The 16,970-nt window shown below is 61.7% G+C and carries 16 protein-coding genes and 3 pseudogenes; 10 read left to right on the top strand and 9 right to left on the bottom strand.

Annotated features, from left to right (window positions below; translation table 11 throughout):
- Window positions 1-30 precede the first annotated feature (30 nt).
- The gene (locus tag KJF94_RS12420; protein ID WP_214384987.1) at window positions 31-237 is read right to left on the bottom strand and encodes a hypothetical protein; all 207 of its coding nucleotides are present in this window, start codon (window positions 235-237) and stop codon (window positions 31-33) included.
- Between the two features lie 355 nt (window positions 238-592).
- Window positions 593-1,438, bottom strand: coding sequence for an oxidoreductase (locus KJF94_RS12425; protein WP_214383780.1), 846 nt, complete (start codon window positions 1,436-1,438; stop codon window positions 593-595).
- Between the two features lie 115 nt (window positions 1,439-1,553).
- Between KJF94_RS12425 and KJF94_RS12430 the strand changes: the two genes are divergently transcribed.
- Window positions 1,554-2,477 (top strand): LysR family transcriptional regulator, encoded by a 924-nt coding sequence (locus KJF94_RS12430; RefSeq protein ID WP_214383782.1) that lies wholly within the window; start codon window positions 1,554-1,556, stop codon window positions 2,475-2,477.
- Here the strand turns inward: KJF94_RS12430 and KJF94_RS12435 are convergent.
- Together KJF94_RS12435 and KJF94_RS12440 are read right to left on the bottom strand one after the other, a co-directional pair.
- On the bottom strand, window positions 2,461-3,615 hold the full coding sequence (locus KJF94_RS12435) for an NnrS family protein (RefSeq protein WP_214383784.1): 1,155 nt from the start codon (window positions 3,613-3,615) through the stop codon (window positions 2,461-2,463). The genes KJF94_RS12430 and KJF94_RS12435 overlap by 17 nt on opposite strands.
- Window positions 3,615-3,863: a transmembrane sensor/regulator PpyR gene (locus KJF94_RS12440; RefSeq protein WP_214383786.1), complete on the bottom strand. Its 249-nt coding sequence runs from the start codon at window positions 3,861-3,863 to the stop codon at window positions 3,615-3,617. Before KJF94_RS12440 ends, KJF94_RS12435 begins: the two co-directional genes overlap by 1 nt.
- A gap of 282 nt (window positions 3,864-4,145) precedes the next feature.
- Here KJF94_RS12440 and KJF94_RS12445 point away from each other — a divergent pair, with 282 nt between their 5' ends.
- From KJF94_RS12445 to KJF94_RS12465, 5 genes are all read left to right on the top strand, one after another.
- Window positions 4,146-4,670, top strand: a complete 525-nt coding sequence (locus KJF94_RS12445) for a sigma-70 family RNA polymerase sigma factor (RefSeq protein ID WP_214383788.1) — start codon at window positions 4,146-4,148, stop codon at window positions 4,668-4,670.
- A gap of 4 nt (window positions 4,671-4,674) precedes the next feature.
- On the top strand, window positions 4,675-5,658 hold the full coding sequence (locus KJF94_RS12450; RefSeq protein WP_214383790.1) for a FecR domain-containing protein: 984 nt from the start codon (window positions 4,675-4,677) through the stop codon (window positions 5,656-5,658).
- 102 nt (window positions 5,659-5,760) lie between these two features.
- Window positions 5,761-8,247 (top strand): TonB-dependent siderophore receptor, encoded by a 2,487-nt coding sequence (locus KJF94_RS12455; RefSeq protein WP_214383792.1) that lies wholly within the window; start codon window positions 5,761-5,763, stop codon window positions 8,245-8,247.
- 8 nt (window positions 8,248-8,255) lie between these two features.
- The gene (locus tag KJF94_RS12460; protein WP_284681145.1) at window positions 8,256-8,840 is read left to right on the top strand and encodes a VOC family protein; all 585 of its coding nucleotides are present in this window, start codon (window positions 8,256-8,258) and stop codon (window positions 8,838-8,840) included.
- 35 nt (window positions 8,841-8,875) lie between these two features.
- Window positions 8,876-9,709, top strand: a complete 834-nt coding sequence (locus tag KJF94_RS12465; RefSeq protein ID WP_214383794.1) for an AraC family transcriptional regulator — start codon at window positions 8,876-8,878, stop codon at window positions 9,707-9,709.
- A 166-nt stretch (window positions 9,710-9,875) separates the two neighbouring features.
- Here KJF94_RS12465 and KJF94_RS12470 read toward each other — a convergent pair.
- From KJF94_RS12470 to KJF94_RS12490, 5 genes and pseudogenes are all read right to left on the bottom strand, one after another.
- Window positions 9,876-10,091, bottom strand: a pseudogene (locus KJF94_RS12470) (LysE family translocator); the annotation flags it as partial.
- A gap of 201 nt (window positions 10,092-10,292) precedes the next feature.
- A pseudogene (locus KJF94_RS12475) lies at window positions 10,293-10,508 on the bottom strand (LysE family translocator); the annotation flags it as partial.
- Window positions 10,509-10,709: 201 nt separating this feature from the next.
- Window positions 10,710-10,925: pseudogene (locus KJF94_RS12480) on the bottom strand (LysE family translocator); the annotation flags it as partial.
- A gap of 201 nt (window positions 10,926-11,126) precedes the next feature.
- Window positions 11,127-11,714 (bottom strand): LysE family translocator, encoded by a 588-nt coding sequence (locus KJF94_RS12485; RefSeq protein ID WP_214383796.1) that lies wholly within the window; start codon window positions 11,712-11,714, stop codon window positions 11,127-11,129.
- Between the two features lie 274 nt (window positions 11,715-11,988).
- On the bottom strand, window positions 11,989-13,320 hold the full coding sequence (locus KJF94_RS12490) for an aminotransferase-like domain-containing protein (RefSeq protein ID WP_214383798.1): 1,332 nt from the start codon (window positions 13,318-13,320) through the stop codon (window positions 11,989-11,991).
- 102 nt (window positions 13,321-13,422) lie between these two features.
- Between KJF94_RS12490 and KJF94_RS12495 the strand changes: the two genes are divergently transcribed.
- From KJF94_RS12495 to KJF94_RS12510, 4 genes are all read left to right on the top strand, one after another.
- Window positions 13,423-14,319 (top strand): DMT family transporter, encoded by an 897-nt coding sequence (locus tag KJF94_RS12495; protein WP_214383800.1) that lies wholly within the window; start codon window positions 13,423-13,425, stop codon window positions 14,317-14,319.
- A gap of 415 nt (window positions 14,320-14,734) precedes the next feature.
- Complete coding sequence (locus tag KJF94_RS12500) at window positions 14,735-15,094, top strand: DUF6124 family protein (RefSeq protein ID WP_214383802.1); 360 nt, start codon at window positions 14,735-14,737, stop codon at window positions 15,092-15,094.
- A 103-nt stretch (window positions 15,095-15,197) separates the two neighbouring features.
- On the top strand, window positions 15,198-15,818 hold the full coding sequence (locus tag KJF94_RS12505; RefSeq protein ID WP_214383804.1) for a LysE family translocator: 621 nt from the start codon (window positions 15,198-15,200) through the stop codon (window positions 15,816-15,818).
- Between the two features lie 72 nt (window positions 15,819-15,890).
- Window positions 15,891-16,931: a DMT family transporter gene (locus KJF94_RS12510; protein ID WP_214383806.1), complete on the top strand. Its 1,041-nt coding sequence runs from the start codon at window positions 15,891-15,893 to the stop codon at window positions 16,929-16,931.
- The last annotated feature ends 39 nt before the right edge of the window (window positions 16,932-16,970 follow it).

Consider the following 16,970-nt stretch of genomic DNA (forward strand, 5'->3'; position numbering starts at 1 on the left):
CGCTTTGACTCCCTGCTAACGGACCGCCGGTCAACTACCGGCCACCGGACAAGGCCCTCGAGCCTCTGCGCAGCGCTTGAAGTGAGTCACGAAAATGCAACGCGGGCTCTGGCTCTGGAAGACTTTCTGCACCGTATCGAAAGCCTGCACTGCTTCCTTGTCTTCAGCAAACAGGTCCGAGGCGTAGACCGCCAGACCGACCAGTACCACCGCCCCAAGTACAAGATGTCGTTTCATCTCACACCCCCGACGTCCAGGTCCAGATCCTTGCCATTGATGTTCAAGGTCAGCATGGCGAATGTCCTCAGACTCACGGTGACGCCGTTATTGTGTGAGTCGACGCTATCCTTTTAGCTAAGCGCAAAATGCCGGGCGAGACCGGTTCATCGACCACCGGTCACACAAAGGCCGCCTAAAACAGGCGGCCTTGAAATGAACCCTGTGGCGAGGGAGCTTGCTCCCGCTCGGCGGCGAAGCCGTCGTGAAACCTGCGTGCAAGGTATGTCTGAAAGAATGCCTAGGGCGGCTTCGCCCCCCCCAGCGGGAGCAAGCTCCCTCGCCACAACAAGCTCCTCAGCCACAAAAGTGCTGATCAGTAATCGGTGGACACCGACACTTCACGCCACACCTGCAACTCATCGGCAACAAAGCTGTTCTTCGCTTCAATCGCTGCGACGCAGTCACTGCCCAACGGCAAGCGCAGTGGCGCATTTTCCGCTTCCACCAGGGTGATCATGACCTGGGCCAGTTTGTCTGGGTCACCCGGTTGGTTCAGGGTCACGGCCTTGGCGATCTTGCGCACTTCGCCCGCGGTGCTGTCGTAGTCGGCAATCGAGGACGGCGACTCGACCAGCGAATTGCCTTCGAGGAATTCGGTGCGGAAGTAACCGGGCTCGACAATGGTCACCTTGACGCCCAGCGGCGCCAGCTCGGCGTGCAAGGCCTCGCTCAAGCCTTCGACGGCGAATTTGGTCGAGCAGTAGACGCCGAAACCCGGCCCCGACCTGTAACCGCCTACCGACGACAGGTTGATCACATGCCCGCTGCGGGCAGCGCGCATGTGTGGCAGGACGGCGCGGGTAACGTTCAACAGACCGAAGACGTTGGTTTCGTACACGCGCCGTACTTCATCGGCGCTGGCTTCTTCCACCGCGCCGAGCAAACCGAAACCGGCGTTGTTGACCAGCACGTCGATGCGCCCGAAGTGGTCGATGGCCAACCGGACGATCGCAATGCCTTGTGCTTCGTCGGTGACGTCCAGGCTGGCGGCCAGCAAACCGGGTTGTTCGCCAAAGCGCTGCGTGATGCTGCTGGCGTCACGTGCGGTGGCAACCACGGCGTCACCGTTGGCCAGCGCGGCGGCAGCGATTTTTGCGCCGATACCACGGGAAGCTCCAGTGATGAGCCAGATACGCTTGAAGGAGTTGGAAGTGGTCATGAGCGTGTTTCCTTGTTTTCAGTGGGGATAGGCACAAGGTACGCAGGAAGATTGCCCGGAAAAATGGCCTCGTGTTACAAGCACTATGAAGCTCTCTTTCATAATGGCGCCTGCGATGAATCACGATCCGTTCGATGGCTTGACCGAGTTTCTGGCGGTGGCCGAGCACAAGAGTTTCACCCTGGCTGCCACCCGCCTCGCGGTGACTCCGACGGCGATCAGCCATGCCATCAAATTGCTGGAGCGGCGCACCGGCGTGTTGCTGTTCCAGCGCACCACGCGCCGGGTGGCGTTGACCGAGGCCGGCGCCAGCCTGTTTGCCCGTTTGCGTCCCGCGGCCAGTGAAATCGACGAGGCGCTGAAGGGGCTCAGCGGCTTTCGCGATCAGCCGATGGGCACGCTGCGCCTCACCGCACCGCGGTTGTCGGGTGCCTTGCTGATGGAACCGCTGATCCCGCTGTTTCGCGAGGCCTACCCGCAAGTCACCCTCGAGATCTCCCTCGACGATGCCACGGTGGACCTGATGGCCGGCGGCTTCGATGCCGGGATCAGGCTGGGCGAATCCATCGAAAAAGACATGATCGCGGTGCGCCTCACCCCTGATCTGCAATGGTCGGTGGTGGGCGCCCCGGACTATTTCGCCAAGGCCGGCAAACCCGCCAGCCCCGAGGACCTGACTCGTCATCAGTGCATCGGCTTTCGCTTCTCGACTTCCGGCAGCGCCCACCGCTGGGAGTTTCGCCGCGAGGGGCGCGACTTTACCGTGGGTGTCGAAGGCGGCGTGATCGTCAACGACCGGAGGCTGCTGGTGGCGACCGCTCGCAGCGGATCGGGTCTAGCCTACGCCTGTGATCTGGAGATCGTCGACGAACTGGCGGACGGTCGACTGGAACGTGTACTGCAGCCGTTCGTACCGCTCAGTTCGGCGCTGTACCTGTATTTTCCCAGCCGCACCCAGACTCAGCCGAAGCTGCGCGCCTTTATCGATCTGGCAACGCGGTGGATCGCCGAACAGGGAGGCCTTAAACCCTCGGCCTGAGCAATACGCCGGTGTAGCGCACCAGGAACAGCCCGAACGCGGCACACCAGAACAGCGCGGACAGCGCCAGTCCGCTCCCGGAAAACGGCACCAGAAACACCCGGCACAGGCCGGCGATCAACAGCAGGAAAAACCCGACCACAATCGTTTTCGACGGCTGCAACAACCGCCCGGTATGACCGAGGCTGACCCGGGCGATCATCGCCAGGATCAACCCGCCGATCCCGCCGACGGCCAACGAATGCGTGGCCAGGCTCTGTTGCGGCATTGCACCCGCGTGCCATAGCGCCATCGCCAGTGCGGCAATCGCCAGCCACGCATACGCCAGATACAACGACCACAGCAGCGGCACCCGCCAGATCCCCCGATCATGCCAACGCCACAGGCGCAGCAGGTGCAAACCACCGATCACCAAAAACAACGCCGCAAGCCACCCACGGGGAATGTCGTTCAAACCGCCGGCAAACGAAACGGCGGCCAGCAAACTGCTCGCCAGCAACACCCGGGTTGGCAGCGGGTGGACCGGGTTGGCCGCAGGACGATTCAAACCGCGCTGAATAAAGAACGGAATCACGCGCCCGCCAATCACACTCATCAACGCGCCGATCAACCACACGGCCGCGAGCACACCGCGCCGCTGCAGGCCAACGTCATCGGTGGAAATCCCCCACAGCGTCAGGGCCTGAGTCGCGGCCAGCAACGCGACGACCAGCAGAATCGGGTAATTGTCGCGTTTGCCGGCGGCCACTAGGTCTCGCCCCAGCACCCATGCCAGCAACGGCAGAAAAGGCATTTGCAGCGCAAGCAACGCAACCCCAGGAATTGGCATCAGCCACGCCAGTCGCGCCAACAGCCATACCAGCAGCAGACTGATCAAGGGCCAACCGTTGAGCCCCGCGCGCCCGGTCCAGTTCGGCACCGCCGTCAGCAGGAACCCGGCGATGATCGCCGCTGCGAACCCGAACGGCATCTCATGCCGATGCCAGCTCAGCATGCCGCCGACCGGTTGCGCAGCCGGCAAACGCCCGTACAACCACACGGCCCAGACCGCCACGGAGATGGCCGCGAAACCGGCGCCCGCCAGAAAGAACGGGCGAAAGCCGAGGCTGAAAACCGGTGCCGTAGCGAGCTGGCGCATCAGGCCACCACCTTGACATGGTGGGTGCCCAACCGATGCTGGGCCAGCAGGCGCATGACGTAGCCAATCTTGATCAGGGTCGGGCCGATGATGGTCATCGCATGCATCGAGACCAGCACCACGATCGGCAAATGCCCGGCGTAAAGATAAGCGCCGTAGATCCCCGCCAGCAGCAGCGCCAAACCCGCGCCCAGGACTTTGCTCGACAGGTGCAGGACGTTCTGAGGATTGCTGAAGTAAGCGAACATTTTTTCGTACTCCTGAATCAGACCAGTTGTACGTGTGTTATTTCAGGTTTCGTGCCAGGTTTTTCACTTCCATAAATCAAGGACTTAAGACCTTTGAAGTCAAATTGACCCGGCGTGAAAATAGTCAATGTGACGCCACTTGAGGTCATATTGACTGCACGCAGAATGACTCACCATAAAAGCGAACCAATATCATTTGCACGCAACCCAACCTTTTGTTTTAATCGCGACCAATTCTTATTCGCACCGAAGGCGCCCGTCGCCCATGGACAAGTGCTCACGATGATGGTCGCCGATTCCTCCAGCATTCAGAACCTCTACGTCACTCATCACCGCTGGTTGCATGAGTTGCTGCGCCGTCGCTTGAGCAATGCGTTCGATGCCGCCGACCTTGCCCATGACACCTTCATCCGGGTGCTCAAGCGCCCGCAGGTGTTCGACTGCGAAACCCGCGAACGCTCTTACCTGGCCACCATCGCCCGGGGCTTGTGCATCGATCACTGGCGCCGTCGGCAACTCGAACAGGCATGGCTCGAGACGCTGGCCTCGCGCCCGCAAGCCGTTCAACCGTCGCCGGAGCAACGGGCGATCATCGTCGAAACCCTGTACGAAGTGGACGCGATGCTGATGCGCCTGCCCAAGAATGTGCGCGACGCGTTCATCCTCGCCCAGTTGCACGGCCTGCCCTACCGAGCCATCGCCGAAGAAATCGGCGTGTGCGAGCGCATGGTGAAAAAGTACCTGGCGCAAGCGCTGATGCATTGCGCGATGCTCGAAGCCGAGCTTGACGGCCTGTTGATCGAGTAAGCGCATGCCATCAGTCGCCTCCAACTCCATCAGCCATGCCAGCCTCGAGCAGGCGGCGCAATGGTATGTGCAACTCAACGATCAGCAGGTCGGCGAACACGAGCGTCAGCGCTGGCAAGCCTGGCTGGCGCAAAGTGGCGACCATCAGGCGGCCTGGCGTTATGTCGAGCGCGTGGGCCAGCGCTTCGCCGCGTTGCAGGACGATCAGCCGCAGGCCGCCGGCCTGGTGTTGCGCAACACCGCGCGCTCGCCAATCACCCGCCGGCAAACGGTCAAGAGCCTGCTCATCCTGGCCTCGGGCGGGCTGCTGGGCTGGAACGCCTGGCGCGAAACGTCGCTGCCGGACGCCTTGGGCCGCTGGACGGCCGATATTTCTACCGGCACCGGCGAAACCCGCGAAAGCCTGCTCAGCGACGGCAGCCGGATCTGGCTCAACGCCCTGAGCGCCTTGAATGTGCGCTTCGACACCACGCAACGCCTGCTGCTGTTGAGTGCCGGGGAAGTGTTGATCGACACCGCCAAGGACAGCCGCCGACCGTTTCTGGTGCAAACCGCCCAGGGCCGGATGCGCGCGCTCGGCACGCGCTTCAGTGTGCGTCAGGAAGAACAACAGACGTTGCTCAACGTCTACGAAGGCGCGGTCGAAGTCCGAACCACTCAGGGCCAGGTGCAGGTGGTCGAGGCCGGGCGGCAATTGGCGTTCACGCAAAGCCACATTCCGCCCTCCTCCGAGGCGGCGGCTGGCCGCGAAGCCTGGCGTCGCGGTGTGTTGCTGGCGGATAACCTGCCGCTGGGCGAGTTGATCGAAGAGTTGAACCGCTATCGTCACGGGCATCTGGCCTGCGACCCTGCCATCGCCGGGTTGCCGGTCATGGGTTCGTTCCCGCTCAAGGACAGCGATCAGGCTTTGCGTCTGCTGGAAGCGGCTTTACCGATACGCGTGGAGAAAACCCTGGCGTGGTGGGTCAGCGTCGGTCCGAACGTGTGAGCCAGAAACTTTTTGCTCCGCAGTTCCCTTTTGCGTTTCTCGTTCGGTTAACCCTGTGAAGCCCTTCAATTGCCGTTCGATTTGATTCCAGGGAACACCCCTTTGCGCGACGCCTTCATTCGCACTCGTTTTGCCTTGCGACCGTTGGCCCTGGCCCTTCCGGTTGCGTTGCTCAGCCTTGTTTCGACGCAGGCCCACGCCGAAACCTCCGCCACCAGTGAACAGCCGGGCAGCCACAAGCGTTATTACGCAATCGCTGCCGGTTCACTGGTGAGCGTACTGAACAGCTTCGCCGAACAAGCGGGAATTTTCCTCGCCGGTCATAACGATCTGGCCAGTGACAAGCGCAGTCCGGGCCTTGATGGCGAGTTCACCGAGCAGCAGGGTTTGCAGCAGCTGCTACAGGGCAGCGGCTTGCAAGCCCAGCCTCTGGGCGAACGTGGTTATGTCCTCAAATCCACTCCTGCCGCGCAGGGTCCGCTGGAACTGAACGCCACCAACATTTCCGGTCAGGCGCTGGGCGCCATCACCGAAGACACCCATTCCTACACCACCGGATCGACCTCTTCGGCCACCGGCCTGCCACTGTCCCTGCGGGAAACGCCGCAGTCCGTGACGGTCATCACCCGTCAGCAACTGGACGATCAGGGTTCCACCAGCATCGCCGACGCCTTGCGGCGCGTGCCCGGCATCAGCGTGCAGAACTACGACAGCGAACGCTGGGAATTTTCCAGCCGTGGCTTGCCGATCACCAACTTCCAGTACGACGGCGTCAACACCGACTACGACGGCGTCTACGATTACGGCACCACCAGCACCGACATGGCGACCTTCGACCGCGTCGAAATCATCAAGGGTGCGACCGGCCTGATGACCGGCTCGGGCGATCCGTCGGCCACCGTCAACCTGATCCGCAAACGTCCCACCCAAGCGTTCAAGGCCTCGATCACCGGCGCCGTGGGTTCATGGGACAACTATCGCAGCACGGGCGATATCGCCGGCCCGCTGACCGAGGGCGGCAACCTGCGCGGGCGTTTCGTCGGGGCCTATCAGGACCGCAGCGCCTACCTGGACAACTACCGCAACACCCGTGACATTGCCTACGGCATTCTCGAAGCCGACCTGACACCGGACACCCTGCTGACCTTCGGTATCGACCAGCAGAACACCCGCTCCCGTGGCGCCAGCTGGACCGGTTTTCCGATGTACAACAGCGACGGTTCGCGCACGCGTTTTTCCCGCTCGTTCAACCCGGCCACCGACTGGAGTCGTCGCGACTTCACCAACCAGACGATCTTCGCCTCGGTGCAACAGCAACTGGCCAACGACTGGACACTCAAGGTCAGCTACGACCGCAAGCACCGCCAGCACGACACCTTCCTCGCCTCGGCCAGCGGCGGCAATCCGGACCCGGTCAGCGGCAACGGTATGTTCATGTACATGGGCCAGTTCAAGGGCGATCAGGTGCAGGACAACCTCGACGTCAACTTGACCGGCCCGTTCCGCCTGTTGGGTCGCGAGCACGAGTTGATCGCCGGCGTCATGTCGATGAACACCCGCCAGGACATCCCGGTGCACGGTTCGATCTACCCACCCGTCGACGGCAGCATCTACGACTGGCGCGGCGAGTTCCCGAAACCTGACATTGCCAAGGTTGGCGACAACGACATCGTTCAGCGCCAGGCCGGTGCCTACCTCGCCACGCGACTCAAGCCCACCGACGATCTGGCAGTCATCCTCGGCACCCGTGTGAGTCAGTTCAAGGCCGACGATGACCTGGACTACAGCAACCCGAACACCCCGGACCTGCATGACAGCTACCACCAGACCGGCGTGGTCACCCCGTACGCCGGACTGGTCTACAACCTCGACGAGACGTATTCGGTGTACACCAGCTACACCAGCATCTATCAGCCGCAAATGAGCAAGGACGCCCAGCGCAAATTGCTCGACCCGGTGGAAGGCGACAGCTACGAAGCGGGGATCAAGGCCGAATACTTCGGCGGACGCCTGAACGCCAGCTTCGCCGTGTTCCGTATCGAGCAGGACAACCTGGCCGAGTACGTCAGCGGCGTCGATAGCGAGTCGGTGTACCGTGCGGTTCAAGGCGCGACCACCAAAGGTTTTGAAGTCGAACTGGCCGGCGAAGTGATGGAAGGCTGGAACCTGTCGGCCGGTTACAGCTACAACCACACCCGCGATGCCAAGGGCGATTACGTCTACGGCTCGATCCTGCAAACCACCGCGCCGCAACAGGTGGTTCGGGTGTTCAGCACTTATCGCCTGTCGGGCGCATTGGAAAAACTCATCGTCGGTGGCGGCGTGAACTGGCAGAGCGAATTCTTCGGCAACGTGTTCCAGCCCAACCCCAATGACACGGTCAACTTCGGCCAGCCCTCGACGATCACCCAACAAAGCTACGCCCTGGTAGACGTCATGGCGCGCTACCGTTTCAACGATCACCTGAGCACGACGCTGAACGTGAAGAACCTCTTCGACAAGACCTACTACACCGGGCTTGGCAACTTCGGCACCGGGTTCTATGGCGAACCGCGCAGCCTGCAACTGACGACCCGCTGGGATTTCTGACCGACGATTTGTCGATCTACGGTACTCCCGGAAGACCCTGGGCTGGCTACGCTGAAAGCTCAGCATCGGCCACCCGTCTACAGGAGCACCGTCAACGCGTTCAAAAACTCACGCCGTGCCTGTGGTTCGACCATCAGGCCGAAGAGGCCGCGAAGTACTACTGCGGCATCTTCGATCATTCAAAAATCACCGCCATCACCCACTACGGCAAGGCCGGTCAGGAAGTCCACGGCCAACCCGACGGCTCGGTCCTGACGGTCAGTTTCGAACTCGACGGGCAAAGCTTCACCGGCCTCAACGGTGGCCCGGTCTTCACGTTCAACGAGGCGATCTCGTTTCAAGTCAACTGCCAGACCCAGGAAGAAGTCGACCATTTCTGGGGGCGCCTGTCGGCGGGCGGACCTGTCGAGGCCCAGCAATGCGGCTGGGTCAAGGACAAGTTCGGCGTGTCGTGGCAGATCGTGCCAATCGCGCTGATGGACATGCTGAAAAGCCCCGACACGGTGAAATCCCAACGCGCCATGGCGGCGATGATGCAGATGAAAAAACTCGACATCGCGGCGCTGCAACGAGCCTTTGACGGCGAGAGCTAATACACTCTGACGCTGACCTGCCGAGGACACCGACGATGAAGTCCACCACTGCCAAAGACGCTGACAAGGCCCCGCGCTTCTGGCGCGATGACGCCCTGCCCTTCATCGAAGCCCGTTCCATCGCCGACGGCCGTGAGGTCTGCTACACCCGGCATGCTCACGAGCATTTTTCCATCGGTGCAATCACCGCCGGACGCAGTACCTATGTCCATGAGCAATCGGAGTGTGAGGTCAGCGCCGGCACGGTGGTGCTGATGAATCCCGGCGATGTCCACGCCTGCAATCCCATCGACGATCAGCCGTGGTCGTACCTGATGTTGTACGTCGATACGCCCTGGCTCACCGATTTGCAGCATCAACTGGGGTTCAGCAGCGACCTGGCGTTTCGGCGGTTTTCCATAACCCATACGGATGACGCAGGTCTGTTTGCCGGCCTGAAGGCGTTGTATGAAGTGTTGGTCGACACGGAGCAAGATGTGCTGAGCAAACACAGCGCCGCGGTCGAGTTTTTCACCGACGTGCAGCAACGACTCAACCCCGGCGATCAACCGCCGCGCGAACCCAATTTCAAACTGGAGCGTGCGGCGGACTACATTCGCGACCACTGCACGCAACTGCTCAAGCTCGAAGACATTTGCGAAGCTGCGCAACTGTCGCCGTCGTACCTGATCCGCGCCTTCAAACAGCATTACGGCATGACGCCCCACGCCTTTTTGGTCAACCGGCGCATCCAGTTCGCCCAGGATCGACTGCGCAGCGGCCAGCTGATCGCCGACGTGGCGCTGGAAGCGGGGTTTGCCGATCAGGCGCATTTTCAGCGGGCGTTCAAACAGCATTTGGCGGCGACGCCGGGGCAGTATCGCGGTTGACCGTGCGGAAACACGCGTGCCTCTGTGGCGAGGGAGCTTGCAACCGCTCGGCGGCGAAGCCGTCGCAAATCCGGCATGCAAGGTAGTTCAGAAGTAATGGGGATGGGGCTGCTTCGCATCCCAGCGGGAGCAAGCTCCCTCGCCACAAAAGCCTGTCAGCATCCCGCTAAGGCAGCAGCAGGTAAACCGCACTCACCGCCAGCAACGCCGCCATGATCCGGTTGAACAATCGCATCCCCGCCGGGTTGTTCAAGTAACCGCGCAAAAACGTCCCCGCGTAAGCCCAGCAACCAACCGACAGGTAACAGATCACCAGATACACCGCAGCAAACTCCCGGACCAGCCGCGCCTCGCCATCCGCGACAAACGCCCCCATGCCCGCGTGGTTGAGGCCAGCACGCACTCCGGTGACTAGCACTGATCTGTGGCCAGCACACCCCTGTGGCGAGGGAGCTTGCTCCCGCTCGGCGGCGAAGCCGTCGCAAATCCGGCATGCAAGGTAGTTCAGGAGTAATGGGAATGGGGCTGCTTCGCAGCCCAGCGGGAGCAAGCTCCCTCGCCACAAAAGCCTGTCAGCATCCCGCTAAGGCAGCAGCAGGTAAACCGCACTCACCGCCAGCAACGCCGCCATGATCCGGTTGAACAATCGCATCCCCGCCGGGTTGTTCAAGTAACCGCGCAAAAACGTCCCGGCGTACGCCCAGCAGCCGACGGACAGGTAGCAGATCACCAGATACACCGCAGCAAACTCCCGGACCAGCCGCGCCTCGCCATCCGCGACAAACGCCCCCATGCCCGCGTGGTTGAGGCCAGCACGCACTCCGGTGACTAGCACTGATCTGTGGCCAGCACACCCCTGTGCCGAGGGAGCTTGCTCCCGCTCGGCGGCGAAGCCGTCGCAAATCCGGCATGCAAGGTAGTTCAGAAGTAATGGGGATGGGGCTGCTTCGCATCCCAGCGGGAGCAAGCTCCCTCGCCACAAAAGCCTGTCAGCATCCCGCTAAGGCAGCAGCAGGTAAACCGCACTCACCGCCAGCAACGCCGCCATGATCCGGTTGAACAATCGCATCCCCGCCGGGTTGTTCAAGTAACCGCGCAAAAACGTCCCCGCGTAAGCCCAGCAACCAACCGACAGGTAACAGATCACCAGATACACCGCAGCAAACTCCCGGACCAGCCGCGCCTCGCCATCCGCGACAAACGCCCCCATGCCCGCGTGGTTGAGGCCAGCACGCACTCCGGTGACTAGCACTGATCTGTGGCCAGCACACCCCTGTGGCGAGGGAGCTTGCTCCCGCTCGGCGGCGAAGCCGTCGCAAATCCGGCATGCAAGGTAGTTCAGGAGTAATGGGAATGGGGCTGCTTCGCAGCCCAGCGGGAGCAAGCTCCCTCGCCACAAAAGCCTGTCAGCATCCCGCTAAGGCAGCAGCAGGTAAACCGCACTCACCGCCAGCAACGCCGCCATGATCCGGTTGAACAATCGCATCCCCGCCGGGTTGTTCAAGTAACCGCGCAAAAACGTCCCCGCGTACGCCCAGCAACCAACCGACAGGTAACAGATCACCAGATACACCGCAGCAAACTGCCAGACCAGCCGCGCCTCGCCATCCGCGACAAACGCCCCCATCCCCGCCACGCAAGCCAGCCAGGCTTTCGGGTTGAGCCATTGCATCACCGCGCCGTACAGCATCGACGGTGCCCGTGCCGAATCCTTGGCATCGAGCTGCCCGTTGTCCGCCGCCAGTTTCCACGCCATAAACAGCAAAAACGCCACGCCGGCCAGTTGCACCACCCGCGTCAACGCCGGCCACAGCTCCAACACCTCATGCAACCCCAACCCCATCAACACCAGCAACAACACAAAACCCAGCGTCGCCCCGGCCACGTGCCGCTGACTGGCGCGAAAACCGAACTGCGCGCCGGAACTCAACGCCACAATGTTCACCGGCCCCGGCGTGATCGACGCCACCAGCGCAAACGCCGCCATCGAAATAATCAGACTCATTGCGTACCTTCTTCAATTCAGTTGAACCAGCGCTCAAGGTAAAGAGCGGTCTGGCCCGCGTATTGAAGAAAACTACCCACTGACGGGTAGGGTTAAACACTTCCCCTTGTGGGAGCGGGCTTGCCCTAATGCCAGTCAGTTAAGCGAAAGCTGCCTCTTGTAGGAGCGAGCTTGCTCGCGATGGACGCCAACGATAACGCGTATTCTCTAGATACACGCGTCGCCCTGAAGTCCATCGCGAGCAAGCTCGCTCCTACAGGAGAGCGTGGTTATCTCAGGAATACGCGCCCACCACCCGCCTCACTTTGATCAACGCCTGTCGCAGCGAATCCATGTCCACCGACCCCAACGCCAGCCGGATCGCATGCGGTACGTGGACCGAGGTTGCAAAAGGTTCGGCGGTGGAGACGGCGACTTGCTCGTGCATCAACTCGACCGCGATCTGGTCTGCTCTGGCGTCTTCACCCAACGGTAACCAGAGAAAGTACGAAAAGGGATGCGTCATGCAGCGCAGCCCTTTCAGCAGCTCGGCGGCCATGGCTTGTCGGGCCTGCGCGTCCGCACGCTTTTGCGCTTCCAGTTGACTCACGGTTCCATCGTCGAGCCACGCGCAGGCAATCGCCGTCATCACGCCGGGGGTGTTCCAGGTAGTTGCCCTGATTGCGCGCTCCAGCGCAGGCACTTTCTCGACCGGCGCGGCAACGAAGCCGACGCGCAGTCCCGTGGCGACATTCTTGGAAAACCCCGAAACATAGACCGTCCGTTCCGGCGCCAATTCGGCTACCGGTGCCGGAGCGTCTTCGACCAGGAAGGCGTAGGCGGCGTCTTCAATGATCAACAGGTCATGCTGGCGCGCAATCGACACGAACTGGTTGCGCCACTGAACATCCATCACCCAGCCCAGCGGATTGTGCAGCGTCGGCATGGTGTAGACGGCCCGTACCGAGCGGCGCCGGCAAAGCGCTTGCAACGCATCGAGATCCGGTCCGGTTTCCGTGGCGGGAATGGGCACGATTTCCAGGTGCAGCGATTCGGCCAGCACCTTGAAACCGGTGTAGGTCAACGCATCCGCCGCGATCACATCCCCCGGTTTGAGCAACGCCATCATCGCCACCGTTAAACCATGCTGGGCACCGCTGACGATCAACACCTGTTCGGCCTGCACGCTCAACCCGCGCGACGCCAGATGGTTCGCAATCGATGCCCGCTCATGCAGGCGCCCGGCATGGGGCTGATAGCGCAGATGGGACTCGAGGTCGCCGGACAACGCGAGCTGACGCAAGGCTGTGCGCAACAGGTCAGCCTGACCGGGTAATGACGGATAGTTGAAGTTGAGATCGGCCATGCCCACGGCCACCACGTGCTGGCTGACGCCCTGACCGGGCGGAAGCGACGTTTCCCTGACAAACGTGCCCCGCCCCGTTTCGCCACTCACCAGGCCCATCGCCTCAAGCTCCGCGTACACCCGGCTGGCGGTGACCAGCGCCAACCCGTGTTCAGCGGCGAGCTGACGGTGGGTTGGCAGGCGCGTACCGGGCGGCAACTGTCCTGAACGGATGTCGGCGGCAAAGGTGTCGACCAGCGACTTGTAGCGCAAGCGAGGCATAGGGCGATGTATCCATGACAATTCTTTGATTGTCTTAATAGTCGGTCATACGATGCGTTCAAGGCAACCCGCCGCTTTAACCCTTTGTCGAGTGTGACCTCAATGGAACGAGTATCGAATCTGAAAACCCAGCCTCGGGAAAACACCACCAACGGCTGGCTCAACGGGCTGATCGGCGTGGTGATCTTCAGCGGCTCGCTGCCCGCCACGCGGGTCGCGGTGCTGGAGTTCGATCCGGTGTTCCTGACCGTCGCCCGAGCCACCATCGCCGGCGTGCTTGCGCTGTGCCTGCTGTGGTTGTTCAAGGAAAAACGCCCGACGCGGGGTCAGCTATTGCCGCTGATCATCGTAGCCATGGGCGTGGTGGTCGGTTTTCCACTGCTGACGGCGCTGGCCCTGCAATACGTGACCTCGGCGCACTCGATCGTCTTCGTGGGTCTGTTGCCGCTCGCGACCGCCGTGTTTGGTGTGGTGCGCGGCGGCGAACGGCCTCGCCCGGTGTTCTGGTTTTTCTCGGTGCTGGGCAGTCTGCTGGTGGTGGGATTTGCCGTGTCCCAAGGTCTGACCGCCTCGCCTGAAGGTGACCTGCTGATGCTGGCGGCGATCCTGGCCTGCGGCCTCGGTTATGCCGAAGGAGCGAAGCTGTCCCGGACACTCGGCGGCTGGCAGGTGATTTGCTGGGCGCTGGTGCTGTCGCTGCCGGTGATGGCGTTGTTGACCTTGTGGCTCACTCCCGTTTCGTTTTCGGGGATCAGCATGCCTGCGTGGTTTAGCCTGGGGTATGTGTCGCTGTTCAGCATGTTGATCGGCTTCGTGTTCTGGTATCGCGGGCTGGCGCAGGGCGGGATTGCGGCTGTGGGGCAACTGCAATTGCTGCAGCCGTTTTTTGGCTTGGCGCTGGCGGCGACGTTGCTTCATGAGCAGGTCAGCATTGGCATGCTGGCGGTGACTGTGGCGGTGATTCTTTGTGTGGCGGGTGCGAAGAAGTTTGCGAAGTAATAACCGCAATGATCGTTCCCACACAGAGCGTAGGAACGATCAATTGGGTGGCGGAATCTTCTTGTTTAACCCGCTTGTTTAAGTGCAGCCAGATTTACTTCCTGAAAGCTACATAACCTTGCGCCGTTGCCTACGGGTGCGCCAGAATCCGCCGGCTTGTGCGCCTTGGAGCCGCTCGGTAACTTGATTCCCGTCACTGCCCATCAGTGATCGGGTTTAGTCGCCCGTGGTTTTCTAGTGAAGTGCGCAAGCTCTATCAGTCAGGCATTGCCATGCCTGCACTTGATGGTAGTTGTGCGCAGGGCGCCTTCGGGCGCGCCGGTTTGCTAGATCCCCGGTCGACTAACCTGCGTACAGCTGCCTCCCCTTTCGTTTAGTCGCAAAAGGGGTGGCGCTCCATATTAGGATCTAGCTTATGTTCAAGGTAACGCCCAACCCGCCAGACACCGATCCGGCCTCCCCGTACGAACCCGATTCAAAAAAACTCAACGAGGCCGCCGAACGAGCCCTCGACTTTCATTTCCCGTCGGCTGCCGACCTCAAAGGCACCCCGCGCACAATCACAAAGATGTTCATCGTCAACCCTGAACTCGACACCGAAACCCTGCTGGCCCATGCATGCGAATCGCTGGCCTCGGCCAACGTCATGACCATGGACCTGGCGGACCACGTGGACGGGCCGAGTCGCAATACCCTGCTGGGCATTGCCCAAGTCATCATGCTCGGCGAGCTGGCGGTCAACCGGGCGCTCGATCGACTCGATCCCATCGAATAATCACTACCACCCATGATTGTACGGTGCCGGCGGCTCACGACTGTACGGGTCAAGCCGCACGGCACCTGTGGTAAAAATATCGCTCTCGATTCTGGAGCCGATCATGGACCTCGCCACCCTCTCCCTCTTTCTCCCGGCCTGTTTCGCCCTGAACATGGCCCCCGGCCCGAACAACCTGCTGTCAGTCAGCAACTCGACGCGCTACGGCTATCGCACGGCGTGTGTGGCGGGTATCGGTCGGCTGCTGGCGTTCGCCGGGATGATCGCCCTCGCCTCGGCCGGGCTGGCGGTGGTGCTGCAAACCTCTGAGCTGTTGTTCTACGGGATCAAGATTGTCGGCGCGGCGTACCTGTTCTACCTCGCGTGGCAATTGTGGCGCGCCGATCCAGGGACGGAGAACGTTGTGACCGGCGCGCCGGCGGGGATGCTGACCCTGGCTCGACAGGAGTTTCTGGTGGCCGCCGGCAATCCGAAAGCCATCCTGATCTTCACCGCCTTCCTGCCCCAGTTCGTTGATCCGGGCCAGGCCGTGACGCCGCAATTCGCGGTGCTGGGCGCGTTGTTTCTGATGCTGGAATGGATCGCCATCGGCGCCTACGCCTACATGGGCCTGCACATGCGCCGCTGGTTCGCCAAGCCCCGGGGCAAGCGGATTTTCAACCGGTGCTGCGCGGGGTTGTTGTCGGCGGCGGCTTCGGTGCTGTTGATGGCGCGTCGCGCCTGACACAAGGTTTGACTGGCTGCCAGAGCCGTGCAGACTGGGTGGCATCCCGTAACCATGACTCGAGCCCTTCGAATGAACCCTAACGTGATCTACGCCCTCGGCGCTGCTGCGCTGTTTGGGGCCAGTACGCCATTGGCCAAGGCGTTGGGCCTGAACCTTTCGCCGATCCTGCTGGCAGGGTTGCTGTACCTGGGCAGCGGCCTTGGCCTGACGCTGGCGAGATTGATCCGGGACCGCCGCTGGCAGCCCAGCGGCCTTACGTTGTCGGAGTGGCCATGGCTGATTGGCGCCATTGCGTTTGGTGGCATCATCGGCCCCGTAGCGCTGATGTTCGGCCTGACCCTGACCTCCGGCGCCACGGCCTCGCTTTTGCTCAACCTTGAATCGGTACTGACTGCCGTATTGGCCTGGGTAGTGTTCAAGGAGAACGCCGACCGCCGCATCGTCGCCGGCATGCTCGCTATCGTCCTCGGTGGCCTGCTGCTGGCCTGGCCGCAGGATTCGGCACAATCACTGGGCTGGATCGGCCCCTTGCTGGTCGCTCTGGCCTGTGCCTGCTGGGCGATCGATAACAACCTGACGCGCAAAGTCTCCGCCTCGGACGCGCTGTTCATCGCAGGCATCAAGGGTTTGGTCGCCGGTGTGGTGAACTGTTTTCTGGCACTGGCGCTGGGCGCAAAGCTGCCGCACGCAACGGTGCTGGTTCCTACGTTGCTCGTGGGTTTCCTCGGGTATGGCGTCAGTCTGGTGCTGTTTGTTCTGGCGTTGCGCGGATTGGGCACTGCGCGCACCGGTGCCTATTTTTCCACGGCACCTTTCCTTGGTGCGGCAATTGCCATCCTGCTGCTGGGCGAACCCGTGACGATTACGTTCTGGGCTGCTTCGCTGCTGATGGGCCTGGGCGTCTGGATTCATCTGACTGAACGCCACGCCCATGAGCATCAACATGTGGCACTTGCCCATCGTCATCGGCACGTTCACGACGAGCATCATCAACATGAGCATTCGTTCCAGTGGGACGGTACCGAGCCTCACAGTCACGAGCATGAGCACACGCCACTGCGTCACGCACACCCACACTTCCCGGACATTCATCACCGGCATAAGCATTAGTGCCGCGTAACGTGCATCGGCGCATTGAAACTGATGACG

Origin of the sequence: Pseudomonas hormoni, assembly GCF_018502625.1 — a bacterium.
GTDB lineage: Bacteria > Pseudomonadota > Gammaproteobacteria > Pseudomonadales > Pseudomonadaceae > Aquipseudomonas > Aquipseudomonas hormoni.